The following is a 17,982-nucleotide window of genomic DNA, read 5'->3' as shown; positions in this document are numbered from 1 at the left end:
GTGCATCTGGCGTCGGCAGGCGTCGACGTGGTCTTGCTCGAGGCCTGGCGCTTCGGTGACGGCGCATCGGGGCGCAATGGCGGCCAGCTCGGCACCGGTCAGCRCGCCTGGGCGGAAGAACTCGAAGCGCAATATGGTTTCACCCGCGCCAAGGCGCTCTTCGACCTTGCCGAGGAAGCGAAAAGCCATCTCTTGCAATTTGCCGAGACCCACAAGATCGACATCGAGTATGTGCCAGGACAAATGTCCGTCGTGCACAAGAAGCGCTACCTGAAGGACTATCGGGCGCACGCGGACCTGATGGCGACACGCTTCGGTTATCCGCATATCCACTACATGGATGCCGCGGAGACCGCGGAACGCCTTGGTTCGAAGCGCTATCTGGGCGGAACATATGACAAGGGCACCGGCCATATCCAGCCGATGAAGCTGGTGGTGGGCACGGCAAAGGCGGCGGCGCAGGCCGGCGCGCATCTCTACGAGGACAGCAAGGTAACCGGGATCAAATCCGGAGCCGGCCGCGTGATCGTTACGACCCCCTTCGGCAATGTGACGGCGGCGAAGTGTCTGATCGCTGTCAACGCCTATGGCGGAAATCTCGAACCAATCAGCGCTTCGCACGTGATGCCGATCCGCTCGTTCATTGGCGCGACAGTGCCGCTCGGGCCCGACAGTCCGGTGCTGCCGGGCGGCGAGAGCGTCGACGATTCCCGTTTCGTCGTGCGTTATTTCCGCCGCTCGAAAGACGGGCGTCTGCTGTTTGGCGGGCGCGAGGCCTATACGGCGGACAACCCGCTCGACATCAGCACGCATATCCGCCGCCAGATCGCCGAGATCTACCCGGCGCTCGCCGATGTCGAAATCACCCAGGCCTGGGGCGGATCGGTGGGCATTACCCTGCCGCGCCAGCCCTTCGTGCGCGAGGTCATGCCGAACGTGATATCGGCGGGGGGCTATTCCGGCCACGGGGTGATGCTGTCGAATTTCGTCGGCAAGCTCTATGCCGAGACCATCGCCGGTAACCGCGACCGGCTGAAGCTGCTGGAGGAGCTGAAAGTGCCCGCCTTCCCCGGCGGAAGGACTTTCCGGGCGCCGCTGCTATTCCTTGCGCTCAGCTGGTATGCGCTGGTCGACAGAATCTAAACTTCCACAAATAAAAAATCGAAAATTCTTGCGTCTAAGTATATGTTTTCGGTAGTTATTCTGGACTATGCGATAGATATTACAGATTATACTTGGATGTAACTAAATAGAGGTATATACTGTTATACTGCGGCTATGGGGTTCAACGCCCCATAACGGTTGACCGCCCCGCAGCCCGAGAGGGCAGCGCTTGCCCTCTCACCAACGGGGAGGGATTTTATTATGGCAATCGATCTCGACAACAACACGCTGGCTAAACTTGACATTACCAGTCCCATCTACACCGAAGGAACATCTCGAGCCGACACAATCACAGGAAACGCTTCGAGTGACTATATCAAGGGCTTGGCTGGCCTCGATATTATCAATGGCGGCGGTGGCAACGACTATATCGAAGGCGGTACATCACCAATGGGTGGGCTCCTTCCCGAGATATTGAATGGTGGAGACGGCAATGACACGGCAGGCTACATCAACGCGACCGGGAGTGTAACAGTCAACCTCTTATTGGGTCTCGCCACCGGGCCAGATGGCCTGGATACGCTGTTGAATTTCGAGAATGTCGTTGGCTCGAATTACACTGACACAATCACTGGCAACAATGGCAATAATGTATTTATGGGTATGGATGGTGACGACACGATAAACGGTGCCGACGGGAATGACAAGTTTTATGGCGGGCCGGGCAATGACAAGCTTTTCGGGGACGACGGCAACGATATTTTCTATTTCAGTTCCGGCAACAACGACATGGACGGAGGAGCGGGGACAGATACGGTGGACTATTCAGGAAGTCCAGGCAGTCGCGGGGTTACAGTCAATCTCAAGACGGGAAAGGGTAGCTTTGATGCGGTCGGAGACACCTATGTTAACATCGAGAATGTTGTCGGCACGGACAAAAGAGACGACATTTGGGGTAATGCCTTGGCAAACACCTTCGATGGAAAGGGCGACCTCGAMAACTTTATCTTCGCCTCCGTCGCTGATCTAAATGGCGATACGATAAACCAATTCTTCCCGGATAGACAACGTGATCGAATTGACCTGAGCAGATTAAATATTACGCTTAACGACATCGACGCAAGTAATATATTTGGCGATCATACTGTAGTATATACCATACACGGCCAAGGCCAGACCGGTTCCTTAACTGTGCAATTGGGGAAATTGTCGCGGGTATTAGCACAGTATTCATCGTTTAGCATTTCACCGCAGACGATAACCAGGAGAGCCATCAAGGATCTCTCCTGGCTTCCATCGTCCACTGACTTCTCTCTTAAACCTTCCGCACGATCACGCTTCCCACCGAATATCCTGCTCCAAACGAGCAGATGACGCCGAGGCTGCCGGGAGCGAGGTCATCGGAAAATTTCGAGAAGGCGATGATCGAGCCGGCGGATGACGTGTTGGCGTAGTCCTGCAGGATGTTGGGCTGTTCGCCGGGTTCCGGCTCGCGGCCGAGCACCTTGACGCCGATCAGATCGTTCATGCCCTTGTTTGCCTGGTGCAACCAGAGCCGCGACAGGTGCGCTGGAGCGATATTCTCGTCGGCGAGATGGGTGAGGATAAGGTCGGAGACGATCGGCACCACCTGTTTGAAGACCTTGCGGCCTTCCTGCTTGAACWACATGTCACGACGGTCGGCCATGTGGCCTTCGCGGGTGCGACGCAGGAAGCCATTATTGTTGCGGATATTGTTGGAAAACTGCGTCAGGCAGCGGGTCGAGACAATCTCGAAGCGGTCTTTTGCCGTGGCCAGATCATCGCGCTCGAGCAGCACAGCGGTGCACACATCGCCGAAGATGAAATGGCAGTCGCGATCGCGCCATTCGAGATGCGCGGAGCAGATCTCCGGATTGACCATGAGGATCGCGCGGGCAGAGCCGGAGCGGATCATGTCGGCAGCCGCCTGGATGCCGAAGGTGGCCGACGAGCAGGCGACATTCATGTCGAAGCCGAAGCCTTCGATGCCGAGGGCCTGCTGCACCTCGATTGCGATGGCCGGATAGGGGCGCTCGTGATTGGAAGCGGCGCAAATCACGGCATCGACGTCCGACACATCCCGCCCGGCCTTGGCGAGGGCAAGGCTGGCCGCATGCACGGCCATCTGCGCCATGACGGACAGATCCTCGTCTGCGCGCTCGGGCAGGACCGGGTGCATGATCTCCGGATCGAGGATGCCGGATTTGTTGAGGACATAGCGGTTTTCGATACCGGACGCGCGGACGATGAAATCCTCCGCTGACATGGTCAACGGCGCGCGCGTGCCTGCGGCGATTTCATCGGCGTAGAGCTCGTTCTGCCGTGTGGCATAGGTGTTGAACGCCTCCACCAGTTCGGCGTTGCTGATGGACTGTTCCGGCGTGAAAACGCCCGTACCGCTGATGACGACTTTATGCATGGCGCTTCCAAAATTTTGTGTTTGAAAAGCGATAGAGTTTTCGGGCGTTTCGCGCAAGTTGTGCTGTCTGGTTTGAAGACGGAGGCCGCATTTTCAACGAGGTTCCCATCGTAGAGCGTCACTCACTCCTTCATAAGGAACTACCCTCTCCGTCATCCTCGGGCTTGACCCGAGGACCCATGACTAAGGTGCCCTGATTTCCATTGGCACGGCGCAACAAGCGCGTCAGGGGACCTGTAGTTCTCCTTTGCCGTGGGTCCTCGGGTCAAGCCCGAGGATGACGGAGAGGTGGGGGTTCGTCATAACGGAGAAGCAGGTGTTCTAAGCCTAAGGTAGTCCGAATTGAGCCTCGTCTTGTCATCAAGGGTTCACGTGAGGGTCATAGCCTTTCCGCATTAACCATTTGGGGATCTGGTCATGACCGTAAGTAACGCAACTGATGCCAGTCTGCGCGCTGAGCATCCACTCGACAAACCAAGCAGTCTCGGTCAATGGCCGAATTATGCTGTGGTAGCCATCCTCCTCGCCGGGCTTGTTTATGTCGGTYATTCCCTCACCAATGAATTGACCAGCTCAGTCGCGGTGCCGTGGATACTTCTCGGCCTGGCGCTGCTCATCGCGCTCGGCTTCGAATTCGTCAACGGCTTCCACGATACGGCAAACGCCGTGGCGACGGTGATTTATACCAATTCGCTGCCGGCCGAACTTGCCGTGATCTGGTCCGGCTTCTTCAATTTCCTTGGCGTGATGACGGCGAGCGGCGCTGTTGCCTTCGGCATCATTTCGCTGCTGCCGGTGGAACTGATCATGCAGGTCGGCTCGAGTGCCGGTCTTGCGATGGTGTTCTCGCTGCTGATCGCTGCGATCCTGTGGAACCTCGGCACCTGGTATCTGGGCATTCCTTCTTCAAGCTCGCACACGCTGGTCGGATCGATCGTCGGTGTGGGCCTTGCCAACCAGTTTCTGGCTCCGGCTGGCACTGTGACGAGCGGCGTCGACTGGTCCAAGGCGACCGAAGTCGGCATGTCCCTTTTAATATCACCGCTCGTTGGCTTTGGCGTCGCCGCGCTGCTTCTGCTGGTGATGAAGGTGCTCGTCAAGAGCAAGGCGCTTTATGAGGCGCCAAAGGGTAATACCCCGCCGCCCTTGTGGATCCGGGCTCTGCTCATCTTCACCTGCACAGGAGTTTCCTTTGCCCATGGCTCGAACGACGGCCAGAAGGGGATGGGCCTGATCATGCTGATCCTGATCGGCGTCGTTCCGACCGCCTTTGCCCTGAACCGCACGCCGGACGTCAATTATCTTGAGGCCTATAAGGCCGCTTCGACCGCGGCGAGCACGGCGTTGCACAAGTATGCCAAGCCGGAAATTGCAGTGACCGATGCCCGCGAGGTGGTCAACAATGCGGTTCGCACCAAGACATGGAGCGACGAGATGTCCGCCGCATTGCCGCGCTTCATCGATGAGACGAGTGCGTCGATCTCGCCCTACGGTTCGGCCGCCAACGTGCCAAACGGCATGGTCAGCAACACGCGCAATGACATGTACCTGATCGGCGAGGCGCTGAAACTGGTCGAGAAACAGAAGCCCCTGCCGCTGCAAGATGCGGAAATGACGGCCGTGAAGTCCTATCACAAGGCCATCGACAACGCGACGAAGTTCATCCCGACATGGGTGAAGGTCGCCGTGGCGCTAGCTCTCGGTCTTGGCACCATGGTCGGCTGGAAGCGCATCGTCGTCACTGTCGGTGAAAAGATCGGCAAGACGCACCTGACCTATGGACAAGGTGCATCGGCAGAACTTGTGGCGATGGGAACGATCTTTACCGCGGATAGCCTGGGCTTGCCGGTGAGTACAACACACATCCTATCGTCGGGTGTTGCCGGTACGATGGTCGCCAATGGTTCAGGATTGCAGATGTCAACCGTGCGAAACCTGGCGATGGCGTGGATCTTGACCTTGCCGGTCTCGATCGCGCTGTCGTTCACGCTGTTCCTGATCTTGCGGCATCTAATCTAGGCATATTGAATTTCCCGCCAGGGCTCGCGCTGTTTCAACACACCCAAGAAGCAGGCATTAGAACAAATTGGCCGGCTTTCGCCGGCCATTTTTTTGCCTACCCGGTGGTGACTTAGGCGTCCGGGTAATCCGCACCCAACGTCACCTTTTCCCAAGCGCCAAAATCCTTCTGAAGGTCGGCAATTTTGGCGTGGGCGTTCTGGAATGCCTGTTTGCCGAGCAGCAGGCGCAGCGGCGGATCCTTGGCTTCGACCGCCTGGACGATCGCCTTGGCCGCGCGGACGGGATCACCCGGCTGATTGCCGCTGATGTTGCGGATCATCTCGGCGCGCTGACCGGACGTGGCGCGATAGTCTTCAATCGTGTGTTTGGCTTCATTGGCGGAGCGGCCCGCCCAATCAGTGCGGAATGGACCTGGCTCGACGATAAGCACCTTGAGCCCGAGGGGCGCTATTTCCTTTGAAAGAGCTTCCGACAGCGCTTCTACGGCGAATTTGGTCGCAGTGTAGAAGCTGACAGCAGGGTTGGCCACCAACCCGCCTTGCGAGGAGATATTCACGACGGTGCCCGAGCGCTGTTTGCGCAGGGTCGGCAGGACTGCACGTGTCATATTGGCAAGGCCCCAGACGTTGATTTCAAACATCTGCCGCACCTCTTCCATCTCGCTTTCCTCGAAGGAGGCGAAATAGCCGATGCCCGCATTGTTGACGAGCACGTCAATGCGTCCGAAGCGTTCTGTCGCGGCTTTGACGGCGTTTTCAATATCCTCAGCCTTGGTCACGTCGAGCTTCAGCAAAAGCGCATTGTCCTCATGGCCTTTGGCAATGTCTTCGATCTGTGAAACGTTGCGGGCGGTGACAACGGTCGGATAACCAAGCTCAAGCGTATGGCGTGCAAGTTCGCGGCCGAAGCCGGTTGAACAGCCAGTGATGAACCAGACAGGTTTCGATGTCATGTTGATGTCCTTGAAAGATGGGAGCGCCACGGGGGTCCGAGGGGGCCAGGGCAGCACAGGGGAAATTTGGCTACACTGGAGCAATTTCGTTTTTCTTCGAAACACGGAATTGCTCTAGTCCTTTGTTTTGCGCAATTCCGGACGGAAAACCGCTTCGCACTTTTCCTGGACTTGCTTTGACAATGTAGCCCACCTAGCCCATGTTTCAAGGTTTATCGTTCGATCAGATGCAGCGCCCGCCATCAACTTCCAGTGCAACGCCGGTAATAAAGTCGGCCTCGCTCGAGGCAAGCCACAATGCTGCATTGGCGACGTCGAGCGGTGTGGACAGGCGGCCAAGCGGGACCGTTGCCTTGAACTGCGCCCGCTTTTCCGGCGTGTCCTCGCCCATGAACAGGCCAAGCATTGGTGTTTCGCCCGCGACCGGGCACAGGCAATTGACCCGGATGTTCTTCGGTGCAAGTTCGATCGCCATGGATTTGGTGGCGCTGATCGCCCAACCTTTCGACGCATTGTACCAAGTGAGACCAGGCCGCGGGCGCAGGCCCGCCGTCGAGGCGGTCGTGATGATAGAGCCACCGCCCTGCCTTTCCATGATAGGCACCACGGCGAGCGCGGAATAGTAAATCGCTTTCATGTTGACGCCGGTGATGAGATCGAACGTCGCCTCGTCAACGCCGAGCATCGCGCCATTGCGGTGGGTGAAGCCGGCATTGTTCACCATGATGTCGATCCGGCCAAACGCGTCCATTGCCGCCTTTACCATAACGTCCACTTCTTCCTTGCGCGTAACGTCGGCATGAACGGCAATGGCGGTCTTGCCGATATCCGCGGCGACCTTTTCGGCACCCACAAGGTTCAGATCAGCAACGACGACGTTGGCCCCCTCGCCGGCGAAGCGCTTGGCCATTGCCTCGCCAAAGCCGGATGCTCCTCCGGTGATGATTGCTGTCTTGCCTGCCAAACGCTTCATGTCTTCTCCTCATACATGCTGGTGGTCATTGGTAAATTCGATCAATCGTGACGGAAGATGATCGTCTTGGTCGCGGACATGTCGTAAAGGGCCTCGAAACCCTTTTCGCGACCATGACCGGATTTCTTGAAGCCGCCAAATGGCAGTTCGACGCCGCCGCCTGCACCGTAGGCATTGACGAAGACCTGCCCCGCACGCACGCGCTTGGCAACGCGATGCTGGCGCGCGCCATCCCTGGTCCAGATACCCGCGACGAGGCCATAGTCCGTGTGGTTGGCGAGCCTTATGGCCTCCTGCTCGTCGTCAAACGCAAACAGCGTAAGCACCGGGCCGAAAACCTCCTCCTGCGCGATAATGGCCGTGGGATCGACGGCGCCGAACAGCACCGGTGCCACATAGTAGCCAGTGGCCGGGGCGTGGACGTCGATAGAACCCTGCGCAATGACATCAATACCTGCCTCGGAAGCCGACGTAACATAGTCTTCAACCCGGCGTTTCTGAGCCGGATTGATCATCGCCCCGAGGTCGAGATCGGCATCGTGCGGGCCGGCAACGAGCTTGTCGAAACGCTCACCCAGCGCTGCAGCGACCTCATCATAGATCGGACGCTCGATAAGAATGCGGCTACCGGCCGAGCAGGTCTGCCCACCATTCTGGATGATTGCATTGACGAGAACAGGGAGCGCCTTTTCAATATCCGCGTCGGCAAAGACAATCTGCGGTGACTTGCCGCCAAGTTCCATCGTCACGCCGCGATTGTTCGCGGCAGCGGCCTGCTGGATGGCTGTGCCAGTTGCGGGAGAACCGGTGAATGTCACATAGTCAACGCCGGCATGCACTGAAAGAGCTGCACCCGCTTCGCGGCCATAGCCGGTGATGACATTGAGGACGCCATCCGGAAAACCTGCCTCGATGGCAAGTTCGCCGATACGGATCGTCGAGAGCGATGCGTCTTCGGCTGGCTTGATGACCAGCGTGTTGCCCATGGCAAGTGCCGCGCCAACCACGCGCGCCATAATCTGCATCGGGTAATTCCACGGAATGATCCCGGCAACGACGCCATGCGGTTCGCGCAGGGTCAGCGCCGTATAGCCGTCGAGAAACGGGATCGTATCGCCATGGATCTTGTCGGCCGCACCGCCGTAGAATTCATAATAACGCATGGCAGCGGCAACGTCGGCTTTGCCCTGGCGAATTGGCTTGCCGGTATCGCGCGATTCGAGTGCCGCAAGTTCGTCACCGTGCTGTTCGATCAACTGGCCAAGTTTGGTCAGAAGCCTGCCGCGCTCGAAGGCTGGCATCCTTGACCAGGGACCATGATCGAAGGCCTCGCGCGCGGCACGTATGGCACGATCTACATCATCGGCATCGCACGCCGGAATGGTCGCAAAGGCCAAGCCATCGGACGGACACAAAACAGTGATCGTTTCCTGGCTTAATGCGGCAACAGGTCTGCCGTTTATGATATTCAGGAAATGCTTATCCTGTGCGACAACTCTGGATAGATTATGTACCATGATCACGTCCYATTCGTTGCGAGCCTATTGGAAAGGACACGAATTGGAAATGCATTTTGACGCAGTTCGTGCTTCAGGACTGGTCATTTTAAATCGATTAGATTATACAACCCGCAAAGTCAGGCCTAGCGAGACTCTCCCATGACAAGTCAGATTATCCCGGTTGATCCCTTTGATTGCATCGTGTTCGGAGGTACCGGCGACCTTGCCGAGCGCAAGCTGATCCCGGCGCTTTATCAACGCCAGCGTGGTGGCCAGCTTTCAGAACCGACCCGCATCATCGGCGCCTCCCGTTCGCCCATGTCGAACGACGACTACCGCAAGTTCGCGGAAAACGCGATCAAGGAATTCGTGAAGCCGACCGAATTCGACCAGAAGCAGGTCGATCAGTTCCTGGCACGCTTGTCGTATGTCGCGGTCGATGCCACTTCCGACAATGGCTGGGAAGAGCTGAAGACTGAAATCGGCAATGATACCAAACGCGTCCGCGCCTTTTATCTTGCCGTCAGCCCATCCCTTTTCGCCGATATTTCAAGCCGCCTGAAAAGCTACAAGCTGGTCCATGACCACACGCGTATTATCGTCGAGAAGCCGATTGGCCGCGACCTTCAGTCAGCCATCGCACTCAATGATACGATCGGCCACGTTTTTCACGAACAGCAGATTTTCCGCATCGATCATTATCTCGGCAAGGAGACCGTGCAGAACCTGATGGCGCTGCGTTTTGCCAATGCGCTGTATGAACCTCTTTGGAATTCCGCTCATATCGACCACGTGCAGATTACCGTTGCTGAATCTGTCGGGCTGGAAAATCGTGCTGGCTATTACGATACGGCGGGTGCACTTCGCGACATGGTGCAAAATCACATCATGCAGCTGCTCTGCCTCGTGGCTATGGAACCGCCGGCATCAATGGATGCGGATGCGGTGCGTGACGAAAAGTTGAAAGTGCTGCGTTCGCTCAGCCCGATAACGTCGAAGAACGCCGACGAGCTTACTGTCCGCGGCCAATATCGCGCTGGCGCTTCTTCAGGCGGCGCAGTGAAGGGCTACATACAAGAGCTGGAACACCCCAGCAACACCGAAACATTCGTCGCCATCAAGGCCGAAATCGCCAACTGGCGCTGGGCCGGGGTGCCGTTTTATCTGCGTACCGGCAAGCGCCTGGCATCACGTGCTTCCGAAATCGTCGTGTCGTTCAAGCCCATCCCGCATTCGATCTTCGGTGAGAGTGCCGGCCGCGTTGTCGCCAACCAGCTCGTTATCCGCCTGCAGCCGGACGAGGGCGTCAAGCAGTGGATGATGATCAAGGACCCGGGTCCGGGCGGCATGCGCCTGCGTCACGTTCCTCTGGACATGACCTTTGCCGAATCCTTCACCGCGCGTAGCCCCGACGCCTATGAACGGCTGATCATGGACGTGGTGCGCGGCAACCAGACGCTGTTCATGCGGCGCGACGAAGTGGTCGCAGCGTGGCAATGGGTCGACCCGATCCTGAAGGCCTGGGCCGAAACCGAACAGCCGCCGGCAGGCTATACCGCCGGCACGTGGGGTCCATCGGCGGCCATCGCGCTTATCGAACGCGACAACCGCACATGGCATGAACCTGAGTGAAATTTGATCCCATGACAGCAGATCCGCGACTGAACAGTTTTGCCGATGGCAATGCGCTTGCCGAAGCCCTCGCTTCGACAGTCGCGGCGCGTCTGGCGGACGCAGTGGAGGCACGCGGCAAGGCTGTGCTGGCCGTATCGGGCGGCACAACCCCTGCCCGGTTTTTCAAGATGCTGTCACTCAAGGATTTGCCGTGGGACAAGATCACGATCACGCTGGTGGACGAGCGCTTCGTACCGCCGACCAGCGACCGTTCAAACCAGAAGCTCGTGACAGAGATGCTTCTGCAGAATCACGCGATCAAGGCCAGGTTTGTAGGCCTCTACAATCACGCGCCGAACGTCGAAGAAGGTGCTAAAATGGCAGGGCAAGCCATTGCGGGGATTGGACAGCCATTCGACGTCGTCATTCTCGGCATGGGCGGCGATGGTCATACCGCGTCGTTCTTTCCCGGCGGAGACCGATTGAGCGATGCGATATCGCCAGATCAGCCAGAGCTGGTGCTGCCGATGCATGCAGAAGGCGCAGGCGAGCCAAGGCTGACGCTGACACTGCCGGCAATCGTCAATGCACGCTTCGTGGCGCTACATATTGAAGGCGCGGGCAAGCGTACGACCCTTGAGGCGGCTCTTAGACGTGGCGCGACAACCGACATGCCGATACGCGCGATATTGCGATACGAGCCGATTGAGCTCGAGATTTTCTGGGCTCCCTGAGGCTCGGAGCGTGTGATTGCCGGGAAGGCTCCCAAACTTCCGGGCAAACGCCATAAGGAGACATGAAATGACCGTCCTGCAACGGGTGAAAAGCATTACCCATCGCATCTGCGAACAGTCGAAGCCGACACGCGATGTCTATCTCGATCATCTTCGCGAAGCGGCATCGCGCAAGCCAAAGCGTTCGGCGCTCGCCTGCGCCAATCTCGCCCATGGGTTTGCAGCCTGCAGCCCTTCCGACAAGGCGGCGCTCGCTGGCGATGTCGTGCCGAACCTCGGCATCATCACCTCCTACAATGACATGCTTTCGGCGCACCAGCCCTTTGAGACTTATCCCAACCTGATCAAGGCCGCAGCGAAGGAAGCTGGCGGCGTAGCGCAGGTTGCGGGCGGCGTTCCCGCCATGTGTGATGGCGTGACGCAGGGCCAGCCCGGCATGGAGCTCTCACTGTTTTCGCGTGATGTGATCGCCATGGCGACCGCCATCGGCCTGTCGCACGACATGTTCGACGCGGCAGTCTATCTCGGCGTCTGCGACAAGATCGTGCCGGGCCTCATGATCGGCGCGCTGACCTTTGGTCATCTACCCGCAGTGTTCATTCCTGCAGGCCCGATGACCACCGGCCTCCCCAATGACGAGAAGGCCAAGACGCGCCAGCTCTATGCGGAAGGCAAGGTCGGGCGCGAAGAACTGCTCGAATCCGAATCCAAGTCCTATCATGGGCCTGGCACCTGCACCTTCTATGGCACGGCGAATTCCAACCAGATGCTGATGGAGATCATGGGCCTTCATATGCCGGGTTCGTCGTTCATCAATCCGGGCACGCCTTTGCGCGACGCGCTGACGCGTGAAGCGGCGAAGCGGGCGCTTGCGATTACGGCGCTTGGCAATGAATACACACCGGTCGGCGAAATGATCGATGAGCGTAGTATCGTCAATGGCGTTGTCGGCCTGCACGCCACGGGCGGCTCGACCAATCATACGATGCATCTTGTCGCCATGGCTGCCGCTGCCGGCATCAAGCTGACCTGGCAGGACATTTCTGATCTTTCCGACGTCGTGCCGTTGCTGGCGCGCGTTTACCCCAATGGTCTTGCCGACGTGAACCATTTTCATGCCGCCGGCGGCATGGGTTATATTATCCGCGAGTTGCTCGACGGCGGCCTCCTGCACGAGGACGTCAAGACTGTCTGGGGCGGATCGGAAGGTTTGCGCGCCTATACGATCGAGCCGAAGCTCGGTGAAAACGGCACTGTGTTGCGCGAGCCGGTGGCTGCGGAAAGCGCCGACAAAAAGGTGCTGTCGACCTGCAAGCAGCCGTTCCAGGTTACGGGCGGCCTCAAGATGCTAAAGGGCAATCTCGGCACCGCAGTGATAAAGACATCGGCCGTGAAAGCCGACCGGCACATCATCGAAGCGCCAGCCATCGTCTTTGACAGCCAGGCAGCGCTGCAGGACGCGTTCAAGGCCGGAAAGCTCGACCGCGATTTCGTCGCGATCGTGCGGTTCCAGGGGCCTCGCGCCAATGGCATGCCCGAACTGCACAAGCTCACACCTGCCCTAGGCGTGCTACAGGATCGCGGCCATATGGTTGCCTTGGTCACTGACGGGCGCATGTCCGGCGCGTCCGGCAAGGTTCCGGCGGCTATCCATGTGACGCCGGAAGCCCTCGATGGTGGCATCATCGGCAAGATCCGGGATGGCGATGTGGTTCGGCTCGATGCCGAGATCGGTACGCTCGATGTGCTGGAGGACCCGGAGGTTCTCGCAGCTCGTCCGACGCCAGAGGTGGATATTAGCCACAACAGCTACGGCATGGGACGCGAACTCTTTGCGGCCTTCCGCAATGTTGTTGGAAAGGCAGAAAACGGCGCTTCAGTTTTCGGTTGATCAGTAAGTCGTACGGCGCTCATCGGAGGGTGAGCGGCCGAACTGTGCCCGGTAGCTTTGGGCAAAATAGGAATGCGACGTGAAGCCTGTCGCCAGCGCCACATCCAGGATGGGCGAATGGGTCTGGCGCAACAGTTCGCGCGCGCGCTCGAGGCGCAGGCTCATATAATAACGGCCCGGCGTCATGTTGAGATGGCGCAGGAATAGCCGCTCCACCTGCCGGACCGACAGGCCCACGGCCTTGGCAAGACGAACAGCCGATTTCGGCTGTTCAAGATTGTCCGCCATCAGCTCGACGATCTTGCGCAGCTTCTCCGACTTGCCTGTGAGATCCCGTTCGGGGCCGACGCGCTGGCGATCGGTCTGCGAGCGAATACGTTCGTGATGGAACTGGTTCGCCACTTCATTGGCAAGAGCCGGGCTGAAGTCCTGCTTGATGATCTCCAGCATCAAATCGATCGAAGTCGTACCTCCGGCGCAGGTATAGCGCTTTCGATCGATTTCGAAGACATTGCCGGTGCACTCGATCTGCGGAAACCGCTCCTGAAAGCCAGCGCGATTTTCCCAGTGTATGGTGCAGCGATGACCTTCCAACTGCCCCGCCTCCGCCAGAATGTAACTGCCTACATTCAGTCCGCCGAGCACGGCGCCGCGACGTCCCAGGGTGCGCAGGGTGGCGATGACCTTGGCCTTGTCGTCAAATTCAGTCGTCAACCCGGCGCAAATGAAGGTGATGTCGGCGCTGGGCAAATCCGCCAGCGCATATTGAACGTTGATTTCGAGCCCGTTTGAAGCGGTCACCGCTGCGCCATTGGCGGAAACGGTAGTCCAGGAATAGAACGCCTCCTCCGACATGCGGTTGGCCGTGCGCATGGTATCGATAGCCGCCGCGAGGCTGAACATCGGGAATCTGTCGACGAGCAGAAAGGCAAAGGTTCTGGTGACTTTGAGGGCTTCTGGCATGCGTTGTTCTAACCGGATTCCCTGTAAGAGCAAATGGATCAGAAGCGCGGTGGCACTTCGCCGACCGAGCGATAGGCGGCGACAAGCGTGTTGGCCATCAACATGGCGATGGTCATGGGCCCAACGCCACCCGGAACCGGCGTAACAGCACCAGCGACCATCGACACGTCAGCGAAGTCCACGTCACCAACGAGGCGGGTCTTTCCCTCGCCCTTTTCGGGAGCTGGAATGCGGTTGATACCGACATCGATAACCGTTGCGCCGGGCTTGACCCAATCGGCCTTTACCATTTGCGGCCTGCCGACGGCAGCAACCAGAATATCGGCCGTCCGGCAAAGGGCGGCCAGATCCTTGGTCTTGCTATGGGCTATGGTAACTGTGGCGTTGTGGGCGAGCAAAAGGTTGAACATCGGCTTGCCGACGATGTTGGAACGGCCAATGACCACCGCATTGAGACCGGAAAGATCGCGTCCCAAGATACGCTCGATCAATAGCATCGACCCGGCTGGGGTGCAGGGTACGAAAGCCGTCTCGATTTCGCCGGTGCCCAGCTTGCCGACATTGACGAAATGGAAGCCGTCAACGTCCTTGTCTGGAGAGATCGTCTGGATGATACGGCCGGAATCGATGTGTTTCGGCAAAGGAAGCTGGACGAGGATGCCATGGATCAGCTGATCGGCATTGAGCTTTTCAACCAGCGCGACAAGCTCGTCCTCTGAAGTATCCTCCGACAAAGTATATTGGACGGAGTGAAAGCCGCATTCACGCGCCTTCTTGCCCTTTGACGCAACATAGACCTGACTGGCCGGGTCTTCGCCAACGATAACAACGGCGATGCCGGGTGTGATCCCGCTGATTTCGATCAGATCGGCGGCGGAAGCTTTGACCTTCGAAACCACGTCCTCGGCAATTTCCTTGCCATTGATCGTCACTGCCATGTGCTGCTCCTGGAAGTTCACGGTTTTGAGCGCCATTCTGTTGATTTTACGCGCCAACAATACCGTCATAACGGCGTTCACTGACGCAATAGCGAAAGCGCCCCCGTAGAGCAATGCGATGATACGACGCTCAGAGCCCATGTGGAAAATCTACTGCGGCGGTCATCTGACGCGTTTTTCTGCGCTTCCAGTGCTCACGTACTTTATGTACGCTGCGCTCCGGTTCTCGAAAACCACGCCATATGCCTCACCGCAGCGACTTTCCAAACGGGCTCTCAGGGCTTGGCGAACGCGATGAATCCAAGCATGATCGCGAAATCTTATTCGAATCCGGAATTCATGATGCGCTATTCAGCTTTCAGCCTTTTGAAAAATGCTCTCAACGGCAACAAGGACTGGAAGCCTGCCTGGCGCAAGCCCGACCCGAAACCAGCCTATGACGTGGTGATCATCGGTGGCGGCCATGGTCTTGCCACCGCCTATTACCTGGCCAAGGAACACGGCATGCGCAATATCGCCGTCGTTGAAAAGGGCTGGCTCGGATCCGGAAATATCGGCCGCAACACCACAGCCATCCGTTCCAACTATCTTCTTTCAGAGAACCAGCATTTCTACGAAGCGTCGATGAAACTATGGGAAACCATGTCCCACGACCTCAACTACAATGTGATGTTCTCGCAGCGCGGCGTGGTGAATCTCGCCCACACGCTGCCGCAGCTCGATATCTATGCGCGGCGCGGCAACCAGATGCGGCTCAACGGTAYCGACTGCGAATTGATGAATCCRCAGCAAATCAAGAAACTTATCCCCGGCCTGGACATCAGCAGTAACACGCGCTTTCCCATTCTTGGCGGTTTGATGCAGCGTAGTGCCGGAACGGCACGGCACGATGCGGTCGTATGGGGTTACGCGCGCGCCGCTGACCAGCTCGGCGTCGATATCATCGAGAATTGCGAGGTCACCAGCTTCCTGAAGGACGGCGACACCGTCACAGGGGTCATGACAACACGCGGGCCGATCAATGCCAAGAAGGTTGGTTGCGCCGTCGCGGGGCACACCAGCGAGCTCATGCGGCGCGCCGGTATCGAGCGCCTGCCACTTGAATCACATGTGCTGCAGGCTTTCGTCTCGGAAGCGCTGAAGCCTGTGGTCGATACAGTGGCGACGTTCGGCGGCGGTCATCTCTATTTCAGCCAGTCCGACAAGGGTGGCCTTGTTTTTGGCGGTGACATCGACGGCTATAATTCCTACGCGCAGCGCGGCAATCTGCCGGTGGTGGAGGATGTGATGAGCGAGTTCGTTGCGCTTATCCCGGCACTGGCGCGCGTCAAGCTGCTACGCTCGTGGGGCGGGATCATGGACATGACCATGGACGGCTCGCCGATCATCACGACGGGGCCACTGCCGGGCATGTATCTCAACACCGGCTGGTGCTACGGCGGCTTCAAGGCGACGCCGATTTCAGGAAAATGCTTCGCCTGGACGATCGCCAAGGACGAGCCGCATCCGCTGTCCGCACCCTTTACACTGGACCGGTTTTATCGCGGCTACGTCATAGACGACAAAGGGCAAGGCCCTACACCAAGGTTGCATTAAGTAATGCGCAACGGCTGATGGCGATTATCTCTCCCCTTGTGGGAGAGAAAGGATTTTCCTGGATCTAGCCTCTTCGCTAAATCCTTGGAAAATCCAAGCGAGGGGGTAGTTCAGTGAAGCAAATCCCCTCTCTTGCGATTTCTAGCACTTAGCAAAGAGGCTAAGATGCTGAAATCGCTTTCTCCCCCGCAAGCGGGGAGATAAGAACTCAGCCGGCACGTCGATTCAGGACTTCGCGCAACTTGGCGATCTCGGCCAACATCTCCTCGATGTTCGAATTGTCATGAGGGCGTGGCTCGGTCAGCGCGTCAGCATGTTCGTAGAGAAACTCGGCAATTGCCGCCTCGTCATCAGCGGAATGCGCTGAATTCTCGATTTCGGATTTATCCGACATCATGGACCGTGTCTGCGCACGCCGTATTGCCGCGTCAAGCCGCGATTCAGCAGGCACTGCGGACACAGGACCAGTGCTTTCCGGCGAAACTGTACGCTTCGTACCGGATGGCGGCACCGGATCGACTGGCGGTTCATCTTCGACATAAACAGGAGCACGATTACCGGCGCGGAAGCTTTCGATCATGCCGAGCAACACGGCGATACCGAGACCGGCCAACAGCCCACCGAGCAGCCCGCCAATTGCAACGAGCTTGCGCGAACCACCAGTGCTTTCAAGCGCCGGGCGCGCCGGGGAAATGACGCGGATATTGGTGGTGTTCATGCCTTCGAGTTCGCCAGTTTCTTTTGCGCGCAACAGGAAGGCTTCATAGACTTCGCGCTTGGCGGTAACTTCCCGTTCGAGCTCGCGCAGCTTGACCATGTCCTCGTTGTTGTTGGCGGTACGCGCTTTCAGCTGCGCCAGCCGTGATGACAGGTCCTGTTCCTGCTGGGTGGCACGCTGTAGTTCCACCTGCACCGAGGACGCGATACGGCCGAGCTCGTTGCGGATTTCGTTGCGRACGCCAACCACCTGCGACTGGGCTTGAATGAGTTGCGGATGGCGCGGTCCGAGCTTGGTGGCGAGGCCATCCGCCTGTTGCTTCAGCGCGCCATATTGCGAGCGAAGGGCGACGATAACACCGGAGCGGAATTCTTCCGGCAGCGTGTTGCCGAGCACGCCCTCGACGGAGGTATTGCGGATGGAGTCAGCCTGCGCCTTAAGCCGGATCGTCTGGTTACGCGCCTGAGTGAGTTCATCATTCGTGCGCGTGATTTCATCATCGCTGATCAACCTGCCCTGTACGTCGACAAGGTCATTC

The 17,982-nt window shown here is 58.2% G+C and carries 13 protein-coding genes and 1 pseudogene; 7 read left to right on the top strand and 7 right to left on the bottom strand.

Annotation, left to right across the window (positions count from 1 at the left end):
- Together ACXJ5O_RS05430 and ACXJ5O_RS05425 are read left to right on the top strand one after the other, a co-directional pair.
- A complete protein-coding gene (locus ACXJ5O_RS05430; protein ID WP_457299005.1) occupies positions 1 to 1,143 on the top strand; it encodes an NAD(P)/FAD-dependent oxidoreductase in 1,143 nt (380 codons plus the stop codon).
- Positions 1,144 to 1,365: 222 nt separating this feature from the next.
- On the top strand, positions 1,366 to 2,478 hold the full coding sequence (locus ACXJ5O_RS05425) for a calcium-binding protein (protein ID WP_457299004.1): 1,113 nt from the start codon (positions 1,366 to 1,368) through the stop codon (positions 2,476 to 2,478).
- Here the strand turns inward: ACXJ5O_RS05425 and ACXJ5O_RS05420 are convergent.
- Complete coding sequence (locus ACXJ5O_RS05420) at positions 2,420 to 3,544, bottom strand: beta-ketoacyl-ACP synthase III (protein WP_457299003.1); 1,125 nt, start codon at positions 3,542 to 3,544, stop codon at positions 2,420 to 2,422. The two genes, ACXJ5O_RS05425 and ACXJ5O_RS05420, sit on opposite strands and share 59 nt — an antisense overlap.
- A 417-nt stretch (positions 3,545 to 3,961) precedes the next feature.
- Here ACXJ5O_RS05420 and ACXJ5O_RS05415 point away from each other — a divergent pair, with 417 nt between their 5' ends.
- A complete protein-coding gene (locus tag ACXJ5O_RS05415; RefSeq protein ID WP_457299002.1) occupies positions 3,962 to 5,563 on the top strand; it encodes an inorganic phosphate transporter in 1,602 nt (533 codons plus the stop codon).
- Between the two features lie 112 nt (positions 5,564 to 5,675).
- Here ACXJ5O_RS05415 and ACXJ5O_RS05410 read toward each other — a convergent pair whose 3' ends face one another.
- The 3 genes from ACXJ5O_RS05410 to ACXJ5O_RS05400 form a co-directional block, all read right to left on the bottom strand.
- Entirely contained in the window at positions 5,676 to 6,518 is an 843-nt protein-coding gene (locus tag ACXJ5O_RS05410) for an oxidoreductase (RefSeq protein WP_457299001.1), read from the bottom strand.
- 223 nt (positions 6,519 to 6,741) lie between these two features.
- The gene (locus ACXJ5O_RS05405) at positions 6,742 to 7,491 is read right to left on the bottom strand and encodes an SDR family oxidoreductase (protein WP_457299000.1); all 750 of its coding nucleotides are present in this window, start codon (positions 7,489 to 7,491) and stop codon (positions 6,742 to 6,744) included.
- A 41-nt stretch (positions 7,492 to 7,532) separates the two neighbouring features.
- On the bottom strand, positions 7,533 to 9,008 hold the full coding sequence (locus ACXJ5O_RS05400; protein ID WP_457298999.1) for an aldehyde dehydrogenase family protein: 1,476 nt from the start codon (positions 9,006 to 9,008) through the stop codon (positions 7,533 to 7,535).
- A gap of 141 nt (positions 9,009 to 9,149) precedes the next feature.
- Here ACXJ5O_RS05400 and zwf point away from each other — a divergent pair, with 141 nt between their 5' ends.
- The 3 genes from zwf (at position 9,150) to edd (ending at position 13,229) form a co-directional block, all read left to right on the top strand.
- Complete coding sequence (gene zwf / locus ACXJ5O_RS05395; protein WP_457298998.1) at positions 9,150 to 10,622, top strand: glucose-6-phosphate dehydrogenase; 1,473 nt, start codon at positions 9,150 to 9,152, stop codon at positions 10,620 to 10,622.
- 11 nt (positions 10,623 to 10,633) lie between these two features.
- The gene (pgl, locus tag ACXJ5O_RS05390; RefSeq protein WP_457298997.1) at positions 10,634 to 11,338 is read left to right on the top strand and encodes a 6-phosphogluconolactonase; all 705 of its coding nucleotides are present in this window, start codon (positions 10,634 to 10,636) and stop codon (positions 11,336 to 11,338) included.
- 67 nt (positions 11,339 to 11,405) lie between these two features.
- A complete protein-coding gene (gene edd, locus ACXJ5O_RS05385) occupies positions 11,406 to 13,229 on the top strand; it encodes a phosphogluconate dehydratase (protein ID WP_457298996.1) in 1,824 nt (607 codons plus the stop codon).
- On the opposite strand, the gene ACXJ5O_RS05380 is transcribed toward edd, so the two are convergent.
- Entirely contained in the window at positions 13,230 to 14,192 is a 963-nt protein-coding gene (locus ACXJ5O_RS05380) for a GlxA family transcriptional regulator (protein WP_112551443.1), read from the bottom strand.
- A gap of 38 nt (positions 14,193 to 14,230) precedes the next feature.
- Positions 14,231 to 15,130 (bottom strand): bifunctional methylenetetrahydrofolate dehydrogenase/methenyltetrahydrofolate cyclohydrolase FolD, encoded by a 900-nt coding sequence (folD, locus tag ACXJ5O_RS05375; protein ID WP_457299007.1) that lies wholly within the window; start codon positions 15,128 to 15,130, stop codon positions 14,231 to 14,233.
- Positions 15,131 to 15,469: 339 nt separating this feature from the next.
- On the opposite strand from folD, the gene ACXJ5O_RS05370 reads away from it, so the two are divergent.
- Entirely contained in the window at positions 15,470 to 16,726 is a 1,257-nt protein-coding gene (locus ACXJ5O_RS05370) for a sarcosine oxidase subunit beta family protein (protein ID WP_457299006.1), read from the top strand.
- Between the two features lie 586 nt (positions 16,727 to 17,312).
- On the opposite strand, the pseudogene ACXJ5O_RS05365 reads toward ACXJ5O_RS05370, so the two are convergent.
- Positions 17,313 to 17,982: pseudogene (locus tag ACXJ5O_RS05365) on the bottom strand (GumC family protein); the annotation flags it as partial.

This window comes from Phyllobacterium sp. P5_D12, assembly GCF_054049495.1.
Note: the sequence above shows the minus strand (reverse complement) of the source record. Positions and strands in the feature narration are given on the sequence as shown.

Excerpts from the sequence above, each read along its gene's own strand:
- ACXJ5O_RS05410 (WP_457299001.1), bottom strand. The coding sequence starts at position 6,518 with ATGACATCGAAACCTGTCTGGTTCATCACTGGCTGTTCAACCGGCTTC.
- ACXJ5O_RS05405 (WP_457299000.1), bottom strand. The coding sequence starts at position 7,491 with ATGAAGCGTTTGGCAGGCAAGACAGCAATCATCACCGGAGGAGCATCC.
- ACXJ5O_RS05400 (WP_457298999.1), bottom strand. The coding sequence starts at position 9,008 with ATGGTACATAATCTATCCAGAGTTGTCGCACAGGATAAGCATTTCCTG.
- zwf (WP_457298998.1), top strand. The coding sequence starts at position 9,150 with ATGACAAGTCAGATTATCCCGGTTGATCCCTTTGATTGCATCGTGTTC.
- pgl (WP_457298997.1), top strand. The coding sequence starts at position 10,634 with ATGACAGCAGATCCGCGACTGAACAGTTTTGCCGATGGCAATGCGCTT.
- edd (WP_457298996.1), top strand. The coding sequence starts at position 11,406 with ATGACCGTCCTGCAACGGGTGAAAAGCATTACCCATCGCATCTGCGAA.
- ACXJ5O_RS05380 (WP_112551443.1), bottom strand. The coding sequence starts at position 14,192 with ATGCCAGAAGCCCTCAAAGTCACCAGAACCTTTGCCTTTCTGCTCGTC.
- folD (WP_457299007.1), bottom strand. The coding sequence starts at position 15,130 with ATGGCAGTGACGATCAATGGCAAGGAAATTGCCGAGGACGTGGTTTCG.